This is a genomic window from Mycoplasmatota bacterium, assembly GCA_018394295.1.
In the GTDB taxonomy this organism is placed as follows: Bacteria; Bacillota_I; Bacilli_A; order Haloplasmatales; family Haloplasmataceae; genus JAENYC01.
Genome location: CP074573.1, coordinates 1187784 through 1211800 on the forward strand (window position 1 = coordinate 1187784; position 24017 = coordinate 1211800).

A 24017-nucleotide genomic window follows, 5' to 3' on the forward strand; every position below is an offset into this window, starting at 1 on the left:
GTATACTATATCTAAATTATATATATAAATTATGATGTTTTTTTGTTAAATTATTTCCTAATATTTTCCTTTTATGATATAATATAATTACTAAATAATTATTTTTTTATAGTTTGGTTATAATGAAACGTTGGAATATTTCCAGGGTTTTATTAAATAGAAAATGGAGGTTTATATGAAATTTGAAAATTTTAAGTATGTTCGACCTGATATGGATGAACTTAAGAAGAATTTCGAAGCATTACTAAGTCAGTTTAACGAATCAAAATCATTTAACGAGGTAGATGAAGCAATGAAAGCTATTATCCAATTGCGTAATGATTTTGATACCATGCAAACATTAGTAAGTATTAGACATTCTATTAATACAGTGGATGAGTTTTATGAAAAAGAAATGGATTTTTTTGATGAGAACAGTCCGTTGTATCAAGAACAAGTTAATAAGTACTATAAAGCTTTGGTAAATTCAAAATTCAAAAAAGAGTTAGAAGAAAAGTGGGGAAAACATCTATTTAATATCGCAAATTTAGAATTAAAGACTTTTTCGCCGGATATAATTGAAGAACTACAAAAGGAAAATAAACTTGCTAGTGCTTATCAGAAATTATTAGCTTCAGCTAAAATTCCTTTCGAAGGTGAAGAGCGTAATTTATCACAAATGACCCCATTCGCTCAATCAAAAAATAGAGAGACAAGAAAAAATGCACAGCTTGCGATAACGAATTTTTTCGTTGAAAACGAAGAAAAACTGGATGAAATATATGACGGATTAGTTCATGTTCGCGATACAATTGCGAAAAAATTAGGTTATGAAAATTTTGTACAATTAGGATATGACAGATTTACAAGAACTGATTACAATGCTCCAATGGTAGCCAATTATCGTAAACAAGTATTAAATGATTTAGTTCCAGTTGCACAAAAATTATTAAAAAGACAAGCGAAACGTTTAGGTGTTGAGAGCTTAAAATATTATGATGAGGGACTAGAATTTTTATCAGGAAATGCAACGCCTAAAGGTGATGAAGCATGGATGATAAATAATGCTAAAAAAATGTATCATGAATTATCAAAAGAAACCGATGAATTCTTTACTTTCATGACAGAACATCATTTAATGGATCTTGTTGCCAAAAAAGGCAAAGCAGGTGGAGGGTATTGTACCTATATTTCAAACCATAAATCACCATTTATTTTCTCTAACTTTAATGGTACAAGTGGTGATGTTGATGTTTTAACACATGAAGCAGGACATGCTTTTCAAGTGTATAGTAGTAGAAAGTATGAAGTGCCTGAATACAATTGGCCAACACTTGAGGCTTGTGAAATACATTCAATGAGTATGGAATTCTTCACATGGCCATGGATGAATTTATTCTTCCAAGAAGATGAGGCGAAATATAAGTTTTCTCATTTAAGTAGTGCTGTTCTATTTATTCCATATGGAGTAACAGTCGATGAATTCCAACATTTTGTATATGAAAATCCAAATGCAACTCAACAAGAAAGAAAAGCAAAATGGCGTGAGATTGAACAAAAATATTTACCTCATAGAGATTATGAAGATAATGATTTCTTTAATAGAGGTGGATTCTGGTTTAAACAAGGTCATATTTTTGGGGCTCCTTTCTATTATATTGATTACACCTTAGCTCAAGTATGTGCTTTCCAATATTGGGTTAAGTCAAGAGAAGATAGAGAAAAAGCTTGGGATAGTTACTTGAAACTATGTCAATTAGGTGGAACTAAACCATTCCTATCTTTAGTTGAAAATGCAGGTTTAAAAAATCCATTTGAGGATGGATGTATTAAATCAGTTGTAGAACCAATTGAAGCTTATTTAAATAGTGTTGATGATAGTAAATTTTAATAAATAATCTACAAATACAAAAAAGATGTTAAGGGACAATGCTTAACATCTTTTTTTTGAGGCTCTTAGTGTATTTGGGAAAATATATCAATACTTTTCTTGTCCGCTATTAAGATATTACATTTTAGATAATTTGAATAGATACTTATCGTATGAATGATAAAAATGGTTATTTTCCTTTGAGTTGTAAAACTATTTATCTTAAAATATCGTAAAACTAATTATATAGATGATGATTGTAAATAAAACACTTGATAGTGTGCCTAACAAATAATATTCTGAAAAAGCAGGTTCATTACTAATTCTATTATATCGAGCAATTGATTTAGCGGTAAATATTAAACCAATGGAAGAATACAAACCATTGATAATACAAATAAGAATAAGCATTCTTTCTAACGTACCAATGGTTGCTCCAGCTTTTTGATATGTTTTATCATCTGTTGTAATTTCAGATAGGCTATCTGGTTTAAATCGTGTAAAAATTTTTTTAAATACAACATTACTAGGTTTTCCTACTAATAAAAATGCAAAGACTAAGCGAATATAGTAAAAATCATTAACAAATATCTTTAAAGCGATATGTGATGAAATTGTTTCAGATTTAAGATACCATAAGCATAGAAAAATAATTAATATAGGAATGGTTTGTTTAATAAAAAATAAATGACGATATATCCTTGTGTTAGGTAGGGACTTTATTTTTTGAATAAAAAACAGGAAGGTATCAACAATATAATGACTAATCCCTATCAATAAAAAAGTTATTATAAATTTTATATTAACCCCAAAAAATATTAATAATATTAGAAATAAGATTTGATAAATAACTGAATGAATTATGATATCTTTATTACTGGTATTTTTTTTATCAATCTCACTATAAATAGTCAATTTTTGATTACATAAATAAAAATCACCTAAAACATGAGTAATGAAAAATAACATCCCTATCCCAATAGTCATCTTACCGTTCACCTTTCATTTTCTAAAATTTTCATAATTGTATTTTGAGCATAGACTAAATCATAAAACAATGATAATTTTAATTTTTTATTTACGTTTACAGGACTTAATCCCATCTCTTCAGCAACTCTTTTTTGAATAAAATGGTCTGTTAATCCATAATGCAACGTAATATAATCATTAACTTCTCTTTGTTCTTTAGTCCAATTACTTTTGACAGAATAACAAAAACTTAAATTAATGTTCAGTAAATCCAAGATATTTTGATCATCGATTCCAGCAATTTTTATATTAGAGATCAGTTTTAATCCTGTTTGATTCTTTTTTAAGTCAGAAATCATATCTCGAGCTCTCCACCAAGCAGGACCATCAGATCCAATGGACATTTTATTATCTATTTTTGTGAGAATATCTCCTACACCAATACCAAATCTAATTCTTAATGGTCGCATAACAATTTCAATTTTATTTAATATTGTAAATAAATGTGTTGATGTTTTTAAAAGTCCTTGAAATTCATCACCTAAAGTAATAATAAAATTGGCAGCTATATCATCTTGATATTCTTTATTTATTATTTCTAAATAATGTTTTAACTTTTCTTGTGTTGCTAAACGATTATTAATTTTCTTTGAGTTTATAATATCACCAATAATTGCATAATACATCTATATTCCACCTTTCATTATCATTATAGCAAAAAGAAATTTCCTTTACAACGGAAATAATAGTGATATTTCATCTATGACGTTAATAGTGCATAGATTTACGCAACTAAGGGAATATATTAATGTATATTATTCACATTTCATTTAAAAAATAACTTAACAAGTTGGATAAAACTATTTTATGGTTTTATTTTTGAAGTTTTTGTTAATAAATTAACGATTTTATGAACAATTTTAAAAAAAAGTAATAAAATATTGTATAGTACCTTGCAATGAAAGGTACCGTGTGTTATAATGCTCATGTAATTAAGAGGAGGTTCAAAATGAATATACAATTTAAAAAAGGAGTATTAGAGTTATGTGTTCTTTCTATACTAGATCAAAAAGACTGTTATGGATATGAATTAGTTAACAATATCTCACGCAGTTTTACAATTAGTGAAGGAACAATTTATCCATTGTTATCTAGATTGAAAAAAGAAGGATATGTGACAACCTATTTAGAAGAGTCACAAGAAGGTCCAACAAGAAAATATTATGAACTGAGTCCAGCAGGAAGAAATATTTTAAAGGACCTAAAAGCAGAATGGTTTTCATTTACTAAAGGAGTAAATAGATTATTGAAGGGGAGTGAAGCGTATGAATAAAAGAGAATTTATGAAAGTTTTTAATGAACAATTAAAAGGGATACCAGAACAAGATAAAAAAGATATATTATATGATTATGAAGAGCATTTTACGATTGGAATGAATGAGGGAAGAGAAGAAGAAGATATCGCAAAATCATTAGGTCATCCAAAATCTTTAGCTAAAGAGATGAGAGCTAATTATATGATTACTAGAGTTGAAGAATCGTTTACAGTCGGAAATTTCTTTCGCGCATTATTTGCTTCATTAGGATTAGGTTTCTTTAATTTAGTTTTCATATTAGGGCCTTTCATTGCTGTTGCAGCTACGATATTTGCATTATTTGTATCTGGTGTTGCGTTTATTGTAAGTGGATTATTTGTGATTATTGCACCATTTTTTCCAAACTTCTTTGATAATGTTCCAAGCCCTATACTAGGGATTTTTGTTGGATTAGCAATTTCTTCTCTAGGTGGATTATGGACGATTGGGACAGTTTATTTATCTAAATGGTTTTATATAATAACCATAAAGTATTTTAAATTTAATTTAAGTATTATTATGAATAGGAGAAAATAAATATGACTAAAAAAATTATTATAACATTAGTTTGTATCTTTATATTTTCAGGGATAGGTGCTATTATAGCTTTCGGAGCATCTGATGGAGTAGATTTTAATAAAACGATCAAAATTGATGAAGAAAAAGTATTTACTATTGATGATGTTGATCAATTAAATATAAAATCAACAAGTGCTGATGTCAATTTTATCTATGTTGATAGTAATGAAATCAAAGTAAAGTATTATGGAGAAATCAATTGTTTTTTATGTAAGGTAGATTATAAATTAAATGCAAGTAAATCTAATAATACAATTGAGTTTGACGCCAATAATAGTTCCTATTGTTTCGGAATCTCATTTTTCAGAGATACAAAAATGGATGTTTATTTACCTAGTACATATGAAGGTAATCTTTATATTAGTACAGTATCTTCTGATGTGAAACTTCATGATATGACATTAGATTATTTAAACATCCGTAGCGTATCAGGAGAGGTTGAAGCAAGTAATTTAACGTTAAATAAAGGGAGGTTTAAATCAATTTCAGGTGATATTGATTTAAAGAATATGACAGTGGCAAATGGTACCACGATACATACCACTTCAGGTGAGATATCACTTGACACAGTTACTTCTCAAGTAAGTTTAGATTCTATATCAGGTGATATTGAAATAGATGCTTTGAGTGGAAATCTTAACGCATCATCAACTTCAGGTGAATTAGAAATAAATGAAATAAGTGATAACTTTGATATCAAGGTTAATAGTGTATCAGGTGATGTAGTATTAGATGTTAATCAAGATGCATCATTTAATTTTGCAACAGATTCAGTATCAGGTGATATTAAGATTAAGTTTGAATATTTAGTAAGTGGATCAAATTATGAACATCATGTTAGTGGAAGAGTAGGAGATAGTTTAAATAATATCAATATAAATACCACATCTGGAGATATTACCATTAAATAACAATAATTTAATATAAAATCAAAACAAAAAACTCTACTTGATTGATATAAGTTCAACAATAGAGTTTTTTAATTATAGAAAAATACCAATATCCATTTAATTAAAATGCGAAAAGAATGTTAAGTTTTACCTTCTTAGATCATAAAAGTCTTCATAATATTAGTATTTAAGAATAATGGAAACAAAATCCTAAAATATGCATTTTATTTTTAGTTTTATGTATGCTATTATATATAAGCATGACAAAAATTAATTATTAGGATTTGAGATAGTATGAAATTATTTAAAAAAATTATACAATTTATTATAGCGTTAAATTTAATAGCAATTGGTGTTGGATTATATATAAGGGCAGATATTGGTATTGGCTCTTGGGATGTATTACATAATAATCTTAGTGAATTTTACAATTTGACATTTGGAACTTGGGTTTTTATAGTAGGTATTATTACGATATTGATTTCACAACTGTTTTATTTTCATCTAAGAAGTTTTTTAGCAGTTATTACAGGTTTTATATTAGGAAGATTGATTGATATCTGGTCTATTCATATTTTTTCATTTGATATTAGTTCACTAGTTGTACGAGTTCCATTATTTTTTCTAAGTATTATATTATTAGGGAGTGGAATATCATTACTTGTATTATCGAAACTCCCACCTACAGCGCCTGATATTTTAATGATAAGTTTAATGAAAAAATTTAAGTTAAACTTTTTAACTGCTAAGACATTAACAGAGACTACAGTGTTTATAGTTGCGATATCAATTGGTACGTTTCATGGAAAACCATTAAATAATATAGGCATTGGTACGTTACTCACATTACTATTAATAGGAAGTATTGTACAAGTATCATCTAAATTTTGGGAGAAAGTAACATAACTGTTTGACAATTATATTGACATATCTTATAATTTAAATAGCGTTAAAAGGGAGTAGCTATCCATATACGGACAATAAAGTCAACATACTGGTTTATCCTGGCTTTATTATGATTATTTAGATCATGGTGAGACTTTTAATATGATAGTTTTTTCTATTGTATTAAAAGTCTTTATTTTTTTGTTTAGTATAGATAGATTACTAAAAAAAATAAGGAGAATAATGTTATTATATGATTGAAGAATTTATTATTATTATCATGCTTTCAGTAGCTTTAGCAATGGATGCTTTTGCGATATCTATTACTTTAGGAATGAGTGGGTTAGCGAAGAAATTTAGTCAAAGGTTTATGATTGGGATTACTTTTGGTTTTTTTCAAGCAGGTTTATTTTTATTAGGTTATTTTGCTTTGTTTATTTTTGGAAAAGAAATGTCTTCATATAATTCTATTGTTTCAGGTATACTACTTGCATTTTTAGGATTAAAAATGTTGAAAGATTCTTTTAGTAAAAATAAAGATACTTGTGGTTATGAGAATTGTTATCAATGTAAAAAGAATAAGTGTTTAAAAACAGGTGAGTATCGCTTTTTAACACTCAAAATTCTCTTAATTTATGGAACAGCAACAAGCATTGATGCTTTTGCTGCTGGAATATCTTATGGATTGTTAAATAACAATATATGGGGAGCTTCAATTTCTATTGGAGTGATAACATTTATATTTTCCTTTATTGGTGCAGCGAGTGGAATGCACCTAAAAAAAATCATTGGAAATAAAGCAACGATTCTTGGTGGACTAATTCTTATCATTTTAGCGTTTAAATCAATTATGTGTTTATAATAAATATTTTATTTTGAATTACTTAAGTATACTGTAATAGAGGTTGTAAATAATCAAAATATACTTTGAAAATTTTGTGAAATTTTATACAATTATTTACTTTGTTAGGTAATAAGGTTATAATTTGTAGGAACGAAATTATTAAAAAGGAGTGTTAGGATGAAGTTATTTGAAGCAAGAAAAGGAATCCATATTCCTGGTAAAAAGGATGATACTTCTAAATTATCTTCAGTTAAATATATATCTCCAGAATATGTCTATATTCCATTATCAGCAAAAGGTTCTGATTTTGAAATATATGTTAAACCTGGAGATAAAGTAAAACTTGGGCAAAAAATTGCTGAAAGAACTAGAGAAAAAGGATTACCACTAGTAAAGCATTCATCAGTAAGTGGAGAAGTCATTGGAAATGAGCGAAAATTACATCGTACGGGATTACCATATGTCTGTATTAAAATTAAAAATGATTTTCAAGATACTCCTGTAGAATTCACTCCAATTTCTAATTTAGATGAAGTAGATAATACGAAACTATTAGAAATTATGCGAGTTGCTGGTGTTGTAGGTTTAGGTGGGGCTGGATTCCCAACATTTTTAAAGTATCAAAATACTAAAGATATTGATTCGATTATTTTAAATGGAGCTGAATGTGAGCCATACATTACAGCTGATTATAGAATGATGACAGAAGAAACGGACCGTGTCATTGATGGTTTACATATCATGATGAAGGTTGCAGATGCTGAAAATGGTATTATTGCGATTAAAAAAGGAAAGAAAGCGGTATACGATTTACTTGTAAAAGCAGCAGAACAATATGATCATATAAATGTGATCCAAGTACCTGATGAGTATCCTGCTGGTTGGGAAAGACAAATTGTCTATCGTACTTTAAAACGTTCTTATGAAACTTATCCATTTGAATGTGGTGTAATTGTTAATAATGTTTCAACTTCTGTTGCTATTTCTGATGCTATTAGAAAAGGAATCCCAGTAATAGAACGTATTGTTACTGTTACAGGTGAGGCCGTTGTAAAACCTGCTAATTATCGTGTGCGTATTGGAACACTAGCGTCTGATTTAATTAAACAATCCGGTGGAATATCAGATGACTTTGATGACGTACGAGTTATTTCTGGTGGACCAATGATGGGGGTTACCCAAAAAGTGAAGAGTTTGTTGTAACTCGAGCAGTATCTGGTATTTTAGTGTTAGGTGGTGCTAGTGAATATGAAGTACCACATAATAAACCAGTTGGAGATGTCTTATTGGATGTGTTACATTTTTCAGAACATGATAGTAAACATTTTGTACGTGATGAACAGCCATGTGTTCGCTGTGGTAATTGCGTTAAATATTGTCCTGCTGGACTTCAACCAACTTTAATTAGAACAGCGTCTATTGCCAAGGATGAGAAATTATTAGGTAAATTAGATACTGTTAAATGTATTAGTTGTGGTACATGTACTTATGTATGCCCATCACATATTGAAGTTAGTGAAGCAGTTAAAAAGGGTAAATCATATTATACAGCTAGAAATAGAAAGAAAAAGTAATTGATAGGGAAGGAGAATTATCATGGCTAAAATTCAAGTAGATCCGCATCCACATATACATAGTGGTAATTCAACACATAAATATATGTTGGATTTGCCTATTACAACTTATCCTATGGCCATTCTCGCAATGTTAATTCAGATTTGCCTATTAGTATTTAGGAGCTTCATTTTCTGAAGGAATTATAGTTGCAATTCGCGCAGGCTTAGTTATTTTCGCTGGGGTATTTTCATGTATCGCAGCTGAATCGATTTGGAATAGATATGTTAATAAAGACTTTAATGATTTTGCTGGATGGTTTAGAAATATGGCAACAACATACCCTTCTATTACAGGGATGTTGTATGCATTATCTTTACCATTAGGAACACCTATATATATTGTTATAATTGGTGGATTTGTTGCAATTATTATTGGTAAATCAATATTTGGTGGGGTAGGACATAATATCTTTAATCCTGCTTTAGTTGGACGAGCTTTCATTACTATTGCATATGCACAAACATTAGGAAAAGCAGTAAAATACACTGGATTTGGAAGTACAGATGCAATTGCGACTGCTTCACCACTTGTTAAAGCAGCCCAAGAAGGAGCATTATTAAGTTTTGATTCATTTCAAGCGATTTATGGTTCTTTTTGGAAATTATTCTTTGGATTGTATCCAAGTGCATTAGGTGAAAGTCTATCATTCTGGATTATTATCGCATTTATCTATTTATCTATTAAGAAAACAATTGATTGGTTTGTTCCAGTTTTATATGTTGGTTTAGTATTTCTTATGACGTGGTTTGTTGCTTTATATAATGGTTTAGGAACACCACTTAGTGAGCCATTTACTTTACAGACATTAGCACTATATTTTCCAATCTTCCATGTATTAACTGGTGGATTATTGTTTGGTGCTGTGTTTATGGCTACTGAACCAGTAACCTCTCCAATTACTCGTCGAGGAAGAGCAATATTTGCGATATATTTAGCGATTATTACCTTTGCGATTCGTGTTTTAGGTAATCTTCCTGAAGGAGTATTGTATTCTATATTATTTATGAATATGTTTGTTCCTGTTATGGACAGTTTCTATATGGGTCAAGATCGTGGTATTACAAAGAAAGAGTGGGCACTATGGATTGTTACTATTTTACTTGCAATCGGCGTAACATTCTATACTGCAGTTAGTTTAGGAGGTGCTGCATAATGAAAAAAACTCTTCATTTAACAGCTGTTCTTCTTATTATTGCTGGTTTTAGTGGGTTAATTTTAGGTGCAACTTATGAATTAACCAAAGAGCCTATTAGACAAGTTAAATTAACTAAAATTAATAAATATATGATTAAGTGGTTCCCATCAGTACCAAATGAAAACAAAGAAGACAATGCGACTGAGGATCATCCTGAAGTTACTGATTCTAAATATGTAAATTCAATTTATGATGCTATAGATGCAGATGGAAATTTAGTTGGATATGTATTAGAAGTTAAAGCACCTGAAAGTTACGGTGGAGGAATGGTTCTAGTAGTGGGTATTAACATTGATGGTGAAGTTTTAGGATATACTTATATAACTTTTAATGAATCAGGACCTGGAGCCAAAGTCAAATCGATTGATAAATTTATTGAACAATTCAATGGAAAATCTGGAGAAGTGTATTATCACAATGATACTGACAAAAACGTTGATATAATAAGTGGTGCTACTTACACTTCAAAAGCAACCATTAATGGAATTAATAATGCTTTACAATATTTCAACGAAAATCTGAAAGTAGAGGTGGGAGCAGATGAATAAAGCACAAAACTTTCTAAAAGGGATTTTTTCTGAAAATCCAGTATTTGTTTTATTACTAGGAATGTGTCCTGTACTTGGTGTTACTTCTACTTTATTTGGTGCAATAGGGATGGGTGTTGCTTTTACCATAGTATTGGTATTATCAAACATCATTGTATCTTTAATTAAGAATTTTATACCTGATGAGGTCCGAATTCCTGCTTATATCGTTGTTATTGCGACATTAGTTACAATTGTACAACTGGTTATGCAAGGATTTTTACCAAGTCTATACGATCAATTAGGAATCTTTATTCCACTTATCGTTGTTAACTGTGTTATATTAGGTAGAGCTGAAGCTTATGCAAGTAAAAATAACGTTGGAAATTCTATTATTGATGCATTAGGAATGGGTGTAGGATATACAATCGCAATTGTTGTATTAGCATTTTTTAGAGAATTATTAGGAGATGGAGCTCTAACACTCTTTATTTATGGAGATATTAATCTTAAATTAAATTTAATTCCAAATAATGCATTTGAGCCAATGTCAATACTTACTTTAGCACCAGGTGCCTTTATCACATTAGGATTTTTATTAGCTATAATAAATGCAATTTTCAAAAATGATAAAGAAACTAAAAAGCAAAAAACAGCTAAAGCTTAGGAGGAGTTAGAAGATGAATGCTAGTGATTTAATTAAATTAGGTATTGAAGGTATAATAATCCAAAACGTAATCCTAACACAATTTTTAGGAATTTGCCCATTTATGGGGATTTCTAAGAAAAGTCAATCGGCTATTGGAATGGGACTTGCTGTTATTTTCGTTATGTTAATATCTTCAATCGTTACATTTGCGATTAATGACTTAATCTTAGAAGAACAAGATTTAGGTTATTTACAAACAATCGTGTTTATCTTAGTTATATCTGGTGTTGTTCAATTTGTTGAAATGTTTATTAAGAAAACAGCACCAATTATCTATAAGATGTTAGGTATCTATTTACCTTTAATCACAACAAACTGTGCTATTTTAGGAATAGCATTAATTAACGTAAAACCTGAAAAAGAATTTGGATATCCAGAAATGATTGCCTATACAATCGGAATTTCAATTGGATTTACATTAGTTATTTATATTTTCTCTACTATTCGTGAAAGATTAGAAAATGCGAATGTTCCAAAAGCATTTAAAGGTGCCCCAATTGCATTAATAACCGCTGGAATTATGTCAATTATATTTTTAGGATTTGCAGGGTTAGTGTAAGATGAATATTCCAGGTATTATTATTACAATTTTAGTCTTTTTTGGACTGATCACCTTTTTCGCAATTGGAACCTATTTAAATCAAAAAACACCATTGCCTGAAGGATGTGAGCTTCCTTCTCTGAAATGTGAGCATTGTTCATCAACATCATGTTCATATGCAAAACCAAATCGTGTTACTGAAATTAAAAAAGAGATAAAAGATAATCTTAAAAAAAATAATAGTGGGGAAGTGTATTAAATGACTGATACAATCATTCAAATATTAACAGTTGCAGGGATTGTTGGCGCAATCGGAGCCGTTATTGGTTTAATTTTGGCGATTGCATCAAAAGTCTTCTATGTTGAAGTAGACCCTCGATATGATTTAATCCTTGAAAATCTACCTGGTTTTAACTGTGGTGCTTGTGGTTATGCTGGATGTTCTGGTATGGCTGAGGGATTACTAGCTGGTGAAGCTGATGTAAAGAATTGTACACCAGGAAATGCCTTAACTTATGCTAAAGTTAAAGCAATTTTAAATGGAGAAGACCCTGATAAAGTCTCTATTGATGATGCAAAAACGAAAGCAAAACCTGCTAAAAAGAAACTTGAAATTATTGATGTGACTAATAGTGATCCACGTTTTAATAAAATTGTTGAATTATTACCAGGCTTAAATTGTACTACCTGTGGCGAACCAGGTTGTAAAGCATTTGCAGATGCTTTAATTAAAGGAAAGAAAGTTACTGACGATTGTCGTCCATTAAATAGAAAAACAGAACAAAAAGAAGAAATTAATAACTTATTAAAATAATAATTATTAATTATCAATATTAAGTATTGAGGTTTAAGTAGTTTTACTTAGACCTTTATTTTTTTAATATTACGGTCATAAGTATGTATATTTTAAAATTTAAATGGTTTGTTATTTTTGCTTATATATATATGAAAAATTAATTGATGAAATTTTATTTTTAAAGGAGAAGATTTTGTGTTTAAAATTACTGATAATAAACCAACACATTACAATGTGGCAAAAAATATTATTATATAATAATTATTATTCATTTAGTATTAATAATTTATAATTTAGTCTTTTTTGAAGATAAATCTATTTTTATGATTCAAGGGTTAGGGTTGTATATATTAATAAATATACCTTTATCAAATATAAGAAAAAGATTTAAGATTGCTTTACTTTTCAATTAAATGGACTTATATTGTCAATTAGATATAATTGAATAGAATCAATGCTGATTATTAATCACTCTGTTAGTGTGAACGATGTTGCTATTCATTAATATTTAATAGTTATTGTTGAATAATTATATGTTAGTTATAATTAAGGTATATATTAAAATATAGGAGGGATTTAATGAGTATTGTAAAAAAAAATATCAATAGTAAGTTTGCACCTATGTTAATCCCATTTTTTGGTTTTGGTTTTCAGGGATTTTTATATATTATACTACTTATTTTTGGGTTATTAACTATTGGTAATGAAAATCCTAATCCTCTTTTTCTTATCGCATCGACAATAGTGTTTTTTATGCCAATTATAAGTTTATTAGGAGTATTCTTATCTCTTCGTAATATTATCAAAAAAGAATATATAGTTTTAAATATACTTGCTTTATCTCTAAATTTGGTTTGGTTAGGTCTTTTATTTTTGGCAATATGGATGGTGTTTGTTTTGAAAGTCACAGCATAGGAGGAAACTTATAGATATTTAAAAGGTTTCAAGTGAACCTTTTTAATGCATTAAAACGTTACCTTTTCTATTAGAAACATTCTTATATATAGTCATGTTACAGATACAATTACTGTGAAAGAGCATAGTTTATAGTTAATTAAGAAAAAAATAAGATATTTTTTACTATCATATAATTGTGTTGAAGCTAAAAACCTAATCCTATGTGCAATTCTAGGATTAGGTTTTTTTAAATATTAATATTATGGACATTTAAAATAAAGGATTTGTTAAAGAAATGATGTAGCTAATATTACGTTTTTTAAGAATACAGTGAAAGAAAGTTAGTTGGTTATTAATGTAATACTATATTTGTACAGATATTCATTTTCTGCTTCATCAAAAATAGTTTCTAATAATTTTCCCTTGTTCTTTTCTATAATTTTCTTTGAAGCTGCATTGTCGATATTACAAGTTAAAATTACTTCTTTTATTCCTATCTTTACAGATTTTTCTAGTGCCAGTTTTAAAATCTGGAAACCATAACCTTTATTTCTATAATCTGGTGATATATCATAACCAATATGACCAGCACATTCTACCTCTTGGTGTCTAATTCTCACTACTCCTACAACTACATTATTATCAATTAACCAGAATGTTGAAGTTATAACCTCTCCTTGAGGTAGTCCGTTTCCCTTGGAATAATTATGTAAGTCGTTCAAATAATCTTGGTAATTATCTAATGCTTTTTTATATTTATTAAAATAATGTTCAGCATTTTTTGTCTTGTATGTAAGAGCGTAATTTTCAAAACTCTTTTGATATTGTGTATTAGGTTCAGCTAAAAATAAATCATTCATAAATTATCCTCCGTTCTACACTTGTACAAGAATACATAAGTTCATTTATTTAATTATATATCATATTTCTTAATAAACAAATATTTAATATTAACTATACATAAATTGCTTACAAACTCTAAAGGCCTTTAATTTTATATCAGATGAGAGGTATGAGATTTAATAATTTTAAATAAAAAATTTTTGAATTATGTTGAGAATATTGAAAAGTTGAGCAAAATAATATTGCTATCAAATTTTCATAATCCTTGACAAAGAAAAAATATAAAGTATAATGAAATCACACCCCATATAGGGAGGGGGGTGAGGAGGAGAAATGTATGATTAAAGATAAAAAAGTTGAAAATTTATTAAAAACATCTAAAGGACAAATAGAAGGAATATTAAAAATGATAAACGATGATAGGTATTGTGTTGATATTTCAAAACAAATTTTAGCTGTTCAAGCGTTACTTAAAAAAGCTAATTTACAATTGTTAGAAAATCATATAAACAATTGTGTTAAAGATGCGTTTAGAGAAGGACATGGGGATGACAAAATAGAAGAAATAATCGATATAATTGATAAATATATAAAATAGATGTTGGAGGTCACATGAAAAAGAAGATAATTACCATAACAGATATGACTTGTGCAAGTTGCGCTAGGGCAGTTGAACGAAGTGTCAATAAACTAGAAGGAGTAAATAACGCAAATGTCAATTTCGCCACTGAAAAATTATCAATTGAATTTGATGAAAATCAAGCAAATCTTGATTTAATTAAAAATGTGGTAAAAAAAGCAGGTTATGGAGTTGTAGAAGAAAAAGAGAATCAAGAAAAAGAAGTGATGATTCCGATATCAGGAATGACTTGCGCAAGTTGTGCACTTGCTGTTGAACGTGCACTAAAAAAAATGAATGGAATAAATGAAGTAAGTGTTAATTTTGCTTCTGAAAAAGCAAAAGTTATTTATGACCCATCCATAACACGGATGTCACAACTAAAAAATACGATTTCTAAAGCTGGATATCAGCCATTAGATGTTGAAGATAATGATGTTGATGATGAAAAAAACCGTCGAGAAAAGGAAATGAAAATATTATGGACAAAGTTTATTGTATCTATTGTATTTGCGATTCCATTACTCTATATCGCTATGGGTCATATGTTAAAGTTACCCATACCAAGTTTTCTACATCCAGATAACTATCCACTAAATTTTGCAGTTGTGCAATTACTTTTAGTGATTCCAATTATGCTAGCTGGGTATAAATTTTATACCGTTGGTTATTCGAAATTATTTCGTTTTGATCCGAATATGGATTCTTTAGTTGCTGTTGGAACATCAGCAGCATTTGTTTATAGTTTATTTTCAGTGAGTCAAATCTATCAGGGGAATAATGAATTTGCTTATAGTCTATATTTTGAAACAACCGGTGTAATCATAGCTTTAATCTTATTAGGAAAGTATTTAGAGTCTGTTTCAAAAGGGAAAACATCTGAAGCTATTAAGAAATTAATGAATTTAGCGCCCAAAACTGCGATTGTAATTCAGGATGGAAAAGAAATAATAATTCCTGTTGATGAAGTTGAGACAAATGATCTTATTCTTGTAAAACCTGGTGAAAAAATACCGGTTGATGGTATTGTTGTTTCTGGACATACATCAGTTGATGAATCAATGTTAACAGGTGAAAGTATTCCAGTAGAAAAAACGATTGATCATAAAGTTATAGGAGCAAGCCTAAATAAAAATGGATTGATAACTATTAAAGCCACGAAAGTAGGGAAAGATTCAGCGCTTGCACAAATTATTAAATTAGTTGAAGATGCTCAAGGGTCGAAAGCACCAATCGCTAAAATGGCAGATATTATTGCGGGATATTTTGTTCCCATTGTCATGATTATTGCGTTAGTATCTGGACTTTTATGGTTTATTTCTGGTGAATCTGTAGTATTTTCACTTACGATATTTATTGCTGTTTTAGTTATAGCTTGTCCTTGTGCTTTAGGACTAGCAACACCAACTGCTATTATGGTTGGTACAGGAAAAGGGGCAGAATATGGTGTTTTAATTAAAAGTGGTGAAGCATTAGAAATTACACACCAAATTAAAACCGTTGTTTTAGACAAAACTGGTACCATTACAGAAGGAAAACCGAAAGTAACAGACATAATCGTAACAAGTGGTATTAATGAAAATGAATTACTACAACTCGCTGCATCAAGTGAAAAAGGATCCGAACACCCCTTAGGTGAAGCAATTGTCAATAAAGCTATAGAAGAGAAATTAACATTTCTCAAGGTAAACCAATTTGAAGCAATTCCTGGCCATGGAATAGAAGTTACAATAGATGGTAAAACAGTTATTTTAGGGAATGCTAAATTAATGAATGATAAAAATATTGAAATTACATTATATAAAGATTCTGAACGTTTAGCTGAAGCAGGTAAAACACCGATGTTTATTGCGATAGATCATAAACTAGTAGGAATTATCGCAGTTGCTGATATCGTAAAAGAAAATAGTAAAAAAGCGGTCAACCAACTACATAGTATGGGTATTAAAGTAGTTATGATTACCGGTGATAATAAAAAAACTGCACAAGCGATTGCTAGAGAAGTAGGAATCGACCGTGTACTCGCAGAAGTATTGCCAGAGGATAAAGCATATGAAGTAAAAAAACTGCAACAAGAAGGCTTAAAAGTCGCTATGGTAGGGGATGGTATTAATGATGCACCAGCTTTAGCACAAGCAGATATTGGTATTGCGATTGGTTCTGGTACTGATGTTGCGATGGAATCAGCAGATATTGTCTTAATGCGTAGTGATTTAATGGATGTTCCTACAATATTTGATTTAAGTAAAAAAACGATTCGAAATATTAAACAAAATTTATTTTGGGCGTTTGGTTATAATACTTTAGGAATTCCCATTGCTGCTGGATTACTACATCTATTTGGTGGTCCATTACTCAATCCGATGATTGCTGCTTTTGCAATGGCCTTTAGTTCTGTATCCGTTGTGACAAATGCTTTAAGATTAAAAAAATTCAAACCATTTAAATAGAAATAAAATTAACAAAAGGAAGGAAATGAATAATGAAAAAAAAATTAATAATTGAAGGAATGACTTGTAAACATTGTGTAATGCATGTAAAAAATGCCTTGATGGAAGTAGATGGTGTCATTCAAGTGGACGTTAGTTTAGAAGAAAAACAAGCAGTTGTAGAAACAAATGAAGGTGTATCAGATAGTCAATTAAAAAATGCTGTCACAGAAACAGGTTATAAAGTTCTTGAAGTTTTATAATCGTTTACCTCTTATCCTTTTGATAAGAGGTTTTCTTGAATGTAATAAAATAAATATATTGTTTTAACCCTTCTTAATTTATGATATAATCATTAATAATGAGTTAACTATTTAGAATGCAAGTGTTTTTTAATAAAAATTTTAAAAAATATTTTCTAAATAAATAAGTATGCTAAAAAGAACTCAAGGAACTTTGAGTTTTAGATCTTTGATAATTTAATATGTTAATGTTTAGTTACATAAGCTGTATTATATTTCAATATAGAATATATGGTTCTTATAACTTTCTTTCCTACATGGCTTAATGCAACAAAATGGTGTTTACCTTCATTAATCTTTTTTTGATAATATTTAGAGAATTTTTCATCTGAATGAATGATTCTATTAGATACATGATGTATTGCATAACGCATGTATTTTGAGCCTCGTTTTGACATTTTCGAATTACTAGATTCAAATTCACCAGATTGATAAATAGATGGTTCAGCACCAATAAAAGCAACTAGTTTATCTTCACTAGAAAATAATGAAATATCGCCAATACCGGCAATTAATATTGCTCCTGTTGTATATCCAACGCCAGGAATAGAAAGAATTATAGAAAAGTGTTTATCCATTATTTCTTTTATGTAGTTATCGTATTGATCTAGTTGTGAATTTAAAAACTGAATTTTCTCAACAATTAATCGGATTTCAAAAGCATAATATGAAGCATCATCGCCAATAGATTCTTTCGCTAATTGTTTAATTAATTTCGCAGTGGTTAAATAGTGATGGCCCTTAGAATGCTTTTTAAGAAGATTAGATAACGCATCTATACGTGTGTTTTTGATTACAGAAGGAATAGAGTAGGTTTTTAATAATTCTAATGAACAATTTATATATAAGTTACTAAATACAGTTTTATATTCTGGAAAAGCATAGTCAATTAGATTAGATAATTGAATTTTAGTTTGAGAAATCTCTTTAGTTAATCTAATTCTGTGACGTGTTAATGACTTTAGTTCTTCGGCATGGTATAATTTTCTTGTATAGGGTTGGAAGTCTTTCCAATTTCCTTGTAGAAATTTACAGATGGCTTTTGCATCGGTTTTATCTGTTTTAGTTTTACGAACAGATGAAGCTTTCTTAGCCATACTGGTTAAAAGTGGATTAAATAAGTAAACATCAAATTGTTGGTCAAAAAGATAATTCAGTATGTTCTTAGAATAATGCCCTGTAGACTCTAATCCTATACACACATAATTATCATTAACTAACTCTTTAAAGTCATTAATAACTTTAGAGAGTTTTTTAAAACCCTCAATATCATTAGTAATCGTAAATACATCACAGGGAACTACTCCGTTGTGATCAGTAATAAAGCAATCATGTTTTTTCGAAGCAACATCAATACCTACATAAATCATGATATATAAATCCTCCCATATAAATAACAATTACTAGTAGCGTGTCACTACAAACTTTATAAATGTAACCTCGCTATTGATAAACAGTCTATTCGCTGTAACTAACTCATTAACATATTAAATAAAGCTGTAGCTATAAACTCAATTAAACAGTCTTATAAGCTGTAAGGTGACAGAAAATAGTCTACTAGTTATTAAATATAATTATAATATAAAATTTGTAATTACAGCAAATTATGACTGTAATTACATTATACGAGGTGATAGGATGCGAAAAGATTATATATCATGGGATCAATACTTTATGGGAATAGCCCTTTTATCTGCAAATAGAAGTAAAGATGAGAATACTCAAGTTGGTGCATGTATTGTTAATGCTGATAATCGAATTGTAGGTATTGGCTATAATGGATTACCTATTGGGTGTAGTGATTCAGATTATCCTTGGGATAGAGATGGAGAATGGCTAGATACGAAATATCCTTATGTGGTACATGCTGAACCGAATGCTATATTAAATTCAACATCAAATTTAAAAAATTGTAAGATGTATGTTACCTTATTTCCATGTCATGAATGTGCTAAATTAATTATTCAAAGCGGTATAAAAGAAGTCATTTATTTTGAAGATAAATATTATAATACAGACTCAACTATTGCTTCTAAAAGAATGTTTGATTCAAGTCAAATTAAATACCGTTTATTTGATGAAATCAATATAAATATAACAACTCAGATTGATAAAGACTAAGAGGTAGGCGATTTAAATGAATTGGTTAAAAGATCATTTTAAAGGTATTATTTTATATGGTTTTCTTTATGGAATATTAATGTTATTTTTTCTTTACCCAATGCCCTATGAATTATATTTACCTGGCGGTGTTAACAGTGCTGAAGAATTTGTGGAAATTGAACAGTCTTACCCATCAAGTGGTTCCTTTAATTCATCTTATGTATCTGTTGTAACAAAACCAAGTCCTTTTCAATTCTTATTGGCAAAATTAAATAATAAAGCTGAAATTCGTGAAATGGGTAAAGTAGAAAGAAAAATACCAATCGCAGAAATAACTAAACAGGACCGACTACAAAAGTTAAATTCAATTAATACTTCTTTAATCGCAGCTTATGATACTGCTAATAAAGAGATTCATTATACCGAAAATGGACAGGTGATTATTTATCGACTCATGGATTCACCTGCTTATAAAATTCTAGAAGTTGGGGATATCATTGTCAAAATTAATAACACAGAAATAACTAATTATGATAAATTAAGTAATGAATTGAAAAGTATAGAATGTAACGAATCATTTTACATTACTGTTTTAAGAGATGAAAAAGAAATCACATTAAATATACAAAAAGAAAAGGATAAAAATGACAATTGTATATTAGGAGTATATACCTATAGTAACTATATCTTTGATTCAACCCATTCATATCCAAATTTTAATATCATTGATACAACTGGTTATGGTCCTTCTGCTGGGCTAATTCAAACATTAAGTGTTTATAATATGTTAACCCCTGTTGATATAACCTATGGATTAAAAATAGCTGGTACAGGTACTATAGATGTACAAGGGAATGTTGGTATTATTGGCGGTATCAATCAAAAAGTTTTTGGTGCTTGTAAGGCCAATGTTGATATTTTTTTTGCTCCAGATATTGATTATCTTGGTGGTAATGATAAAGCTGTACACAATAATTATAAAGACGCCTTAAAAGCAAAAGAAATTATGAATTCAGATATAATCATTGTCCCTGTGAAAACTTTAGATGATGCGATTAATTACTTAACGGAACATTATGGGCAAAATAATTAAATCTATATATAAAAATACCTATCAGAATAAAAGTTTTCGGGACATATTAAATTTGACTCGCTTATTAGTTTTGTTTATTGAGACCTTAACTATTGCGTTTTTTGTTAATTTATTTTTATCTGCTTATATTTCTGAACGATTGTTTATTTTGATTGTTGTAATTTGTACCATTTTAATTTATTATTTTAGTTTTAACTATGTCCATAAACAGTATGGTACTTACCATTTACAAAAGAATAAACTTAAATTAAAATATGTTTATCATTATTTGTATATCGAAGCTCTTGTTTTGTCATTCATACTTATAAAAGTATATTATTACATTAAATTATTATATATATAAATGGAGGTTTTTATGGTAATTTATATATTAATCATAAGTGGACTTATTGTTCTTGACCAAATAACCAAATTATTAGTTATCAAATATATGAGTGAAGGACAATCTATTGTTGTAATTGATCGTTTTTTTCATCTTACCTCGATTCGAAATACAGGAGCTGCTTGGGGAAATTTAAAGGATCAAACCGCATTACTATCGATTATTTCGATTTTATCAGTCGTATTATTTACTTACTTTTTATTTAAAGATGGCGATCTAGTTAACAAAAAAATTTACACAATATCTATGCTATTTATTGTTGCCGGTGCAGCTGGAAATATGATTGACCGACTCTTTCGTAAGGAAGTAATCGATTTTTTTGATTTTTACATATTCAGATATAATTTTCCGGTGTTTAATATAGCGGATGTACTATTAACACTTGGAATGATTGGATTTATTATTTCAGTGATTATTTTAAAAGAATAATGGTGATATATTGGAAACTTTAGTATATATTGTACAAGAAGAAGATGCAAATGAACGATTAGATAAGTTAATATCTAGTCAATTTAGTGATTTTTCACGAAATAAAATAAAAAAAATGTTAGAAGAAGACTTAATAAGGGTCAATAAAAAAATAGAAAAACCTAGTTATAAAGTAAATTGGGGAGATTTTATTTCTATCAAAGTCAAAGACCCTGAAGTATCAGAAATCAAACCTGAGAATATCCCTTTAGATATCTATTATGAAGATGAAGATGTCATTGTCATCAATAAACCAAGTGGTATGGTTGTTCATCCTGCTAATGGACATTTATCAGGAACTTTAGTAAATGCTGCTCTTTATCATTGTGATGATTTATCTGGTATTAATGGGATATGTCGTCCAGGTGTTGTTCATCGAATTGATAAAGATACATCTGGACTTCTAATCATGGCTAAAAATGACCAGGCACACCAGTTTCTTGCTCAACAATTTAAAGATAAAACGACAAAACGAGTTTATTATGCATTGTGTCAGGGTATTATTAAACATAATAAAGGAACGATAGATGCCCCTATAGGTCGTGATAAAAACGAACGTAAAAGAATGGCGGTTATTCCAGGAGGCCGGAATGCGGTTACCCATTTTGAAGTCATAGAACGAATTGGTCCTTATACCCTTATTAGTTGTAAATTAGAAACAGGACGAACGCATCAAATACGGGTTCATTTAAAATATATTGGCTTTCCTTTAGTAGGTGATGAAAAATATGGACCACGTAAAGTGATAGGAAAACATGGACAATTTCTTCATGCTGCCATATTAGGTTTTGTTCATCCTAAAACCAATGAATTTTTAGAATTTGAGTCACCACTTCCGACTTATTTTACTTCATTTTTAGATAAATGTCGTAAACAATATAAAATTAATTAAGTAGGTGAAATCTATGAATATGAAACGTATGTCAAGTTCATTTGTGATTGAAAATACAGAACTTGAAAATTATTCATTAAACCTCGTGCATTATTTTCTAGATAAAGAAGAATACACTATTTTTAATTTTGAAGAAAAAATATTAGAAAATTTTAATCATGATTATTATAATATCGTTTATATTTACTCAGCACCTTTAATAAATGATGTTAATATTGATACATTATTAGATAAACTAAATATTATTAAAAAAAGATTGCGTAAAAACTTTTTTCTATTTAACCAACGCTTTTTAATAGTAGCAACTAATTGTAGTCTTGATTTTTCTAAAATTGATATACCCAAAAATGTTGATTTCATTAATGTAACTGAGAAAGAAAATTTATATACAAATGATATTATTAAACAAGTTTATCCTGATTTAAGTGATTATCCATTAAATATAAGTTTTCAAGCTTTACCAATTAAATTAAATGCATTAAGTGTTGCTTATGCTAAAAAGATAAGTTCCATTTTTAATAAAAAACAATATACAGTTAATATTGTTCTATCTATATTAATTGTTTCAGCCTATTGTTTAAGTTTATATTCTTCTATATTTCACAATATACCTAATATAAGTTCTTATATTGTTTTAACTCGAGAAAATATTGATAAACATTATTTTCATACATTATTAACGAATAATTTATATGATTATAATCTATTTTCCATAGTGATTAGCTTATTTCTCATACTTTCCTTTGGTATTCGTTTAGAAAAAATATATGGTTCAATCAGATATTTAGGTATTATTTTAATGACGATGCTTTTTACTAATTCGATTTTATTTGCTTTTAGCAATTATCAAACCTATCCAGTAGGTTTTACACCAATCGTTTATACTTTTGTCGGTTCGTTTATCTATGTTGTAATCTTATATAGAAGATTTTTAGCTAATTCATTTAAACGAATTCTATACTTTAACATGTTTTTATTTTTTATGATTCTTGTATTGGGAGATTCATGGAGTCTTATTTCTCTAGTTGCTGCGTTACTCGCTGGATTTGCTTGTTCATTTATTGTGGGAATCCCTAAGGCAAAAAATGGTAATATGAAACATCGTTTATTAGCCTTAATTTTTGTTGGTATTTTGATTCTTTTATCCATATCTATTGGTTTAAAATAATGAAAACCTCAATTGATAACTGATTTTAGCTATTTGTTGAGGTTTTTTTGTTTTATTGAACTTAA

General features: G+C 28.8%; 27 protein-coding genes. 23 read left to right on the top strand and 4 right to left on the bottom strand.

Features of this window, described 5'->3' with window-relative positions; genetic code table 11:
- Positions 1 to 175 precede the first annotated feature (175 nt).
- Positions 176 to 1870: a M3 family oligoendopeptidase gene (locus KHQ81_05395; GenBank protein ID QVK19136.1), complete on the top strand. Its 1695-nt coding sequence runs from the start codon at positions 176 to 178 to the stop codon at positions 1868 to 1870.
- A 201-nt stretch (positions 1871 to 2071) separates the two neighbouring features.
- On the opposite strand, the gene KHQ81_05400 is transcribed toward KHQ81_05395, so the two are convergent.
- Both KHQ81_05400 and KHQ81_05405 read right to left on the bottom strand, forming a co-directional pair.
- The gene (locus tag KHQ81_05400) at positions 2072 to 2836 is read right to left on the bottom strand and encodes a DUF3307 domain-containing protein (GenBank protein ID QVK19137.1); all 765 of its coding nucleotides are present in this window, start codon (positions 2834 to 2836) and stop codon (positions 2072 to 2074) included.
- 8 nt (positions 2837 to 2844) lie between these two features.
- On the bottom strand, positions 2845 to 3504 hold the full coding sequence (locus KHQ81_05405) for a DNA-binding protein (GenBank protein ID QVK19138.1): 660 nt from the start codon (positions 3502 to 3504) through the stop codon (positions 2845 to 2847).
- Between the two features lie 323 nt (positions 3505 to 3827).
- On the opposite strand from KHQ81_05405, the gene KHQ81_05410 reads away from it, so the two are divergent.
- From KHQ81_05410 to KHQ81_05475, 14 genes are all read left to right on the top strand, one after another.
- Entirely contained in the window at positions 3828 to 4151 is a 324-nt protein-coding gene (locus tag KHQ81_05410) for a PadR family transcriptional regulator (GenBank protein QVK19139.1), read from the top strand.
- Entirely contained in the window at positions 4144 to 4710 is a 567-nt protein-coding gene (locus KHQ81_05415; GenBank protein ID QVK19140.1) for a DUF1700 domain-containing protein, read from the top strand. Before KHQ81_05410 ends, KHQ81_05415 begins: the two co-directional genes overlap by 8 nt.
- Before the next feature lie 2 nt (positions 4711 to 4712).
- Positions 4713 to 5663, top strand: coding sequence for a DUF4097 family beta strand repeat protein (locus KHQ81_05420; protein ID QVK19141.1), 951 nt, complete (start codon positions 4713 to 4715; stop codon positions 5661 to 5663).
- Positions 5664 to 5936: 273 nt separating this feature from the next.
- On the top strand, positions 5937 to 6548 hold the full coding sequence (locus tag KHQ81_05425; protein ID QVK19142.1) for a hypothetical protein: 612 nt from the start codon (positions 5937 to 5939) through the stop codon (positions 6546 to 6548).
- Between the two features lie 232 nt (positions 6549 to 6780).
- Entirely contained in the window at positions 6781 to 7389 is a 609-nt protein-coding gene (locus KHQ81_05430) for a manganese efflux pump (protein ID QVK19143.1), read from the top strand.
- Between the two features lie 159 nt (positions 7390 to 7548).
- Positions 7549 to 8574: an RnfABCDGE type electron transport complex subunit C gene (locus tag KHQ81_05435; protein ID QVK19144.1), complete on the top strand. Its 1026-nt coding sequence runs from the start codon at positions 7549 to 7551 to the stop codon at positions 8572 to 8574.
- A gap of 23 nt (positions 8575 to 8597) precedes the next feature.
- Positions 8598 to 8945: a 4Fe-4S dicluster domain-containing protein gene (locus KHQ81_05440; GenBank protein QVK19145.1), complete on the top strand. Its 348-nt coding sequence runs from the start codon at positions 8598 to 8600 to the stop codon at positions 8943 to 8945.
- Between the two features lie 182 nt (positions 8946 to 9127).
- Complete coding sequence (locus KHQ81_05445) at positions 9128 to 10141, top strand: RnfABCDGE type electron transport complex subunit D (protein ID QVK19562.1); 1014 nt, start codon at positions 9128 to 9130, stop codon at positions 10139 to 10141.
- Complete coding sequence (locus KHQ81_05450) at positions 10141 to 10731, top strand: FMN-binding protein (protein ID QVK19146.1); 591 nt, start codon at positions 10141 to 10143, stop codon at positions 10729 to 10731. The genes KHQ81_05445 and KHQ81_05450 overlap by 1 nt, the downstream gene beginning before the upstream one ends.
- Positions 10724 to 11377, top strand: a complete 654-nt coding sequence (locus tag KHQ81_05455; GenBank protein QVK19147.1) for an electron transport complex subunit E — start codon at positions 10724 to 10726, stop codon at positions 11375 to 11377. The genes KHQ81_05450 and KHQ81_05455 overlap by 8 nt, the downstream gene beginning before the upstream one ends.
- Before the next feature lie 13 nt (positions 11378 to 11390).
- The gene (rsxA, locus tag KHQ81_05460) at positions 11391 to 11978 is read left to right on the top strand and encodes an electron transport complex subunit RsxA (GenBank protein ID QVK19148.1); all 588 of its coding nucleotides are present in this window, start codon (positions 11391 to 11393) and stop codon (positions 11976 to 11978) included.
- A 1-nt stretch (position 11979) separates the two neighbouring features.
- Positions 11980 to 12219: a hypothetical protein gene (locus tag KHQ81_05465; protein ID QVK19149.1), complete on the top strand. Its 240-nt coding sequence runs from the start codon at positions 11980 to 11982 to the stop codon at positions 12217 to 12219.
- Positions 12220 to 12774: a hypothetical protein gene (locus KHQ81_05470; GenBank protein ID QVK19150.1), complete on the top strand. Its 555-nt coding sequence runs from the start codon at positions 12220 to 12222 to the stop codon at positions 12772 to 12774.
- A 561-nt stretch (positions 12775 to 13335) separates the two neighbouring features.
- A complete protein-coding gene (locus KHQ81_05475; GenBank protein QVK19151.1) occupies positions 13336 to 13671 on the top strand; it encodes a hypothetical protein in 336 nt (111 codons plus the stop codon).
- Positions 13672 to 13994: 323 nt separating this feature from the next.
- On the opposite strand, the gene KHQ81_05480 is transcribed toward KHQ81_05475, so the two are convergent.
- Complete coding sequence (locus KHQ81_05480; GenBank protein QVK19152.1) at positions 13995 to 14513, bottom strand: GNAT family N-acetyltransferase; 519 nt, start codon at positions 14511 to 14513, stop codon at positions 13995 to 13997.
- 320 nt (positions 14514 to 14833) lie between these two features.
- Here KHQ81_05480 and KHQ81_05485 point away from each other — a divergent pair, with 320 nt between their 5' ends.
- From KHQ81_05485 to KHQ81_05495, 3 genes are read left to right on the top strand one after another with little or no spacing between them, the layout of a single operon-like run.
- Positions 14834 to 15094: a metal-sensing transcriptional repressor gene (locus KHQ81_05485; GenBank protein QVK19153.1), complete on the top strand. Its 261-nt coding sequence runs from the start codon at positions 14834 to 14836 to the stop codon at positions 15092 to 15094.
- 14 nt (positions 15095 to 15108) lie between these two features.
- Positions 15109 to 17565, top strand: coding sequence for a heavy metal translocating P-type ATPase (locus tag KHQ81_05490; GenBank protein ID QVK19154.1), 2457 nt, complete (start codon positions 15109 to 15111; stop codon positions 17563 to 17565).
- Positions 17566 to 17597: 32 nt separating this feature from the next.
- Positions 17598 to 17807: a cation transporter gene (locus KHQ81_05495; GenBank protein QVK19155.1), complete on the top strand. Its 210-nt coding sequence runs from the start codon at positions 17598 to 17600 to the stop codon at positions 17805 to 17807.
- A 224-nt stretch (positions 17808 to 18031) separates the two neighbouring features.
- Here the strand turns inward: KHQ81_05495 and KHQ81_05500 are convergent, their stop codons facing one another.
- Positions 18032 to 19216: an IS110 family transposase gene (locus KHQ81_05500; GenBank protein ID QVK19156.1), complete on the bottom strand. Its 1185-nt coding sequence runs from the start codon at positions 19214 to 19216 to the stop codon at positions 18032 to 18034.
- A 268-nt stretch (positions 19217 to 19484) separates the two neighbouring features.
- Between KHQ81_05500 and KHQ81_05505 the strand changes: the two genes are divergently transcribed.
- The 5 genes from KHQ81_05505 to KHQ81_05525 all read left to right on the top strand — a co-directional run bounded on the left by KHQ81_05505 (position 19485) and on the right by KHQ81_05525 (position 23952).
- Positions 19485 to 19967 carry a dCMP deaminase family protein gene (locus KHQ81_05505; GenBank protein QVK19157.1) on the top strand — a complete coding sequence of 161 codons (483 nt, stop codon included), beginning with the start codon at positions 19485 to 19487 and terminating at the stop codon, positions 19965 to 19967.
- 16 nt (positions 19968 to 19983) lie between these two features.
- Positions 19984 to 21042 carry a PDZ domain-containing protein gene (locus tag KHQ81_05510; GenBank protein ID QVK19158.1) on the top strand — a complete coding sequence of 353 codons (1059 nt, stop codon included), beginning with the start codon at positions 19984 to 19986 and terminating at the stop codon, positions 21040 to 21042.
- 355 nt (positions 21043 to 21397) lie between these two features.
- Positions 21398 to 21853 carry a signal peptidase II gene (gene lspA / locus KHQ81_05515; protein ID QVK19159.1) on the top strand — a complete coding sequence of 152 codons (456 nt, stop codon included), beginning with the start codon at positions 21398 to 21400 and terminating at the stop codon, positions 21851 to 21853.
- Positions 21854 to 21863: 10 nt separating this feature from the next.
- Complete coding sequence (locus KHQ81_05520; protein ID QVK19160.1) at positions 21864 to 22784, top strand: RluA family pseudouridine synthase; 921 nt, start codon at positions 21864 to 21866, stop codon at positions 22782 to 22784.
- Between the two features lie 13 nt (positions 22785 to 22797).
- Positions 22798 to 23952: a rhomboid family intramembrane serine protease gene (locus KHQ81_05525; protein ID QVK19161.1), complete on the top strand. Its 1155-nt coding sequence runs from the start codon at positions 22798 to 22800 to the stop codon at positions 23950 to 23952.
- The last annotated feature ends 65 nt before the right edge of the window (positions 23953 to 24017 follow it).

What these genes read in the sequence shown, in the direction of transcription:
- KHQ81_05395 (QVK19136.1), top strand. Translation starts at nt 176, where the DNA reads ATGAAATTTGAAAATTTTAAGTATGTTCGACCTGATATGGATGAACTT.
- KHQ81_05400 (QVK19137.1), bottom strand. Translation starts at nt 2,836, where the DNA reads ATGACTATTGGGATAGGGATGTTATTTTTCATTACTCATGTTTTAGGT.
- KHQ81_05405 (QVK19138.1), bottom strand. Translation starts at nt 3,504, where the DNA reads ATGTATTATGCAATTATTGGTGATATTATAAACTCAAAGAAAATTAAT.
- KHQ81_05410 (QVK19139.1), top strand. Translation starts at nt 3,828, where the DNA reads ATGAATATACAATTTAAAAAAGGAGTATTAGAGTTATGTGTTCTTTCT.
- KHQ81_05415 (QVK19140.1), top strand. Translation starts at nt 4,144, where the DNA reads ATGAATAAAAGAGAATTTATGAAAGTTTTTAATGAACAATTAAAAGGG.
- KHQ81_05420 (QVK19141.1), top strand. Translation starts at nt 4,713, where the DNA reads ATGACTAAAAAAATTATTATAACATTAGTTTGTATCTTTATATTTTCA.
- KHQ81_05425 (QVK19142.1), top strand. Translation starts at nt 5,937, where the DNA reads ATGAAATTATTTAAAAAAATTATACAATTTATTATAGCGTTAAATTTA.
- KHQ81_05430 (QVK19143.1), top strand. Translation starts at nt 6,781, where the DNA reads ATGATTGAAGAATTTATTATTATTATCATGCTTTCAGTAGCTTTAGCA.
- KHQ81_05435 (QVK19144.1), top strand. Translation starts at nt 7,549, where the DNA reads ATGAAGTTATTTGAAGCAAGAAAAGGAATCCATATTCCTGGTAAAAAG.
- KHQ81_05450 (QVK19146.1), top strand. Translation starts at nt 10,141, where the DNA reads ATGAAAAAAACTCTTCATTTAACAGCTGTTCTTCTTATTATTGCTGGT.
- KHQ81_05455 (QVK19147.1), top strand. Translation starts at nt 10,724, where the DNA reads ATGAATAAAGCACAAAACTTTCTAAAAGGGATTTTTTCTGAAAATCCA.
- rsxA (QVK19148.1), top strand. Translation starts at nt 11,391, where the DNA reads ATGAATGCTAGTGATTTAATTAAATTAGGTATTGAAGGTATAATAATC.
- KHQ81_05465 (QVK19149.1), top strand. Translation starts at nt 11,980, where the DNA reads ATGAATATTCCAGGTATTATTATTACAATTTTAGTCTTTTTTGGACTG.
- KHQ81_05470 (QVK19150.1), top strand. Translation starts at nt 12,220, where the DNA reads ATGACTGATACAATCATTCAAATATTAACAGTTGCAGGGATTGTTGGC.
- KHQ81_05475 (QVK19151.1), top strand. Translation starts at nt 13,336, where the DNA reads ATGAGTATTGTAAAAAAAAATATCAATAGTAAGTTTGCACCTATGTTA.
- KHQ81_05480 (QVK19152.1), bottom strand. Translation starts at nt 14,513, where the DNA reads ATGAATGATTTATTTTTAGCTGAACCTAATACACAATATCAAAAGAGT.
- KHQ81_05485 (QVK19153.1), top strand. Translation starts at nt 14,834, where the DNA reads ATGATTAAAGATAAAAAAGTTGAAAATTTATTAAAAACATCTAAAGGA.
- KHQ81_05490 (QVK19154.1), top strand. Translation starts at nt 15,109, where the DNA reads ATGAAAAAGAAGATAATTACCATAACAGATATGACTTGTGCAAGTTGC.
- KHQ81_05495 (QVK19155.1), top strand. Translation starts at nt 17,598, where the DNA reads ATGAAAAAAAAATTAATAATTGAAGGAATGACTTGTAAACATTGTGTA.
- KHQ81_05500 (QVK19156.1), bottom strand. Translation starts at nt 19,216, where the DNA reads ATGATTTATGTAGGTATTGATGTTGCTTCGAAAAAACATGATTGCTTT.
- KHQ81_05505 (QVK19157.1), top strand. Translation starts at nt 19,485, where the DNA reads ATGCGAAAAGATTATATATCATGGGATCAATACTTTATGGGAATAGCC.
- KHQ81_05510 (QVK19158.1), top strand. Translation starts at nt 19,984, where the DNA reads ATGAATTGGTTAAAAGATCATTTTAAAGGTATTATTTTATATGGTTTT.
- lspA (QVK19159.1), top strand. Translation starts at nt 21,398, where the DNA reads ATGGTAATTTATATATTAATCATAAGTGGACTTATTGTTCTTGACCAA.
- KHQ81_05525 (QVK19161.1), top strand. Translation starts at nt 22,798, where the DNA reads ATGAATATGAAACGTATGTCAAGTTCATTTGTGATTGAAAATACAGAA.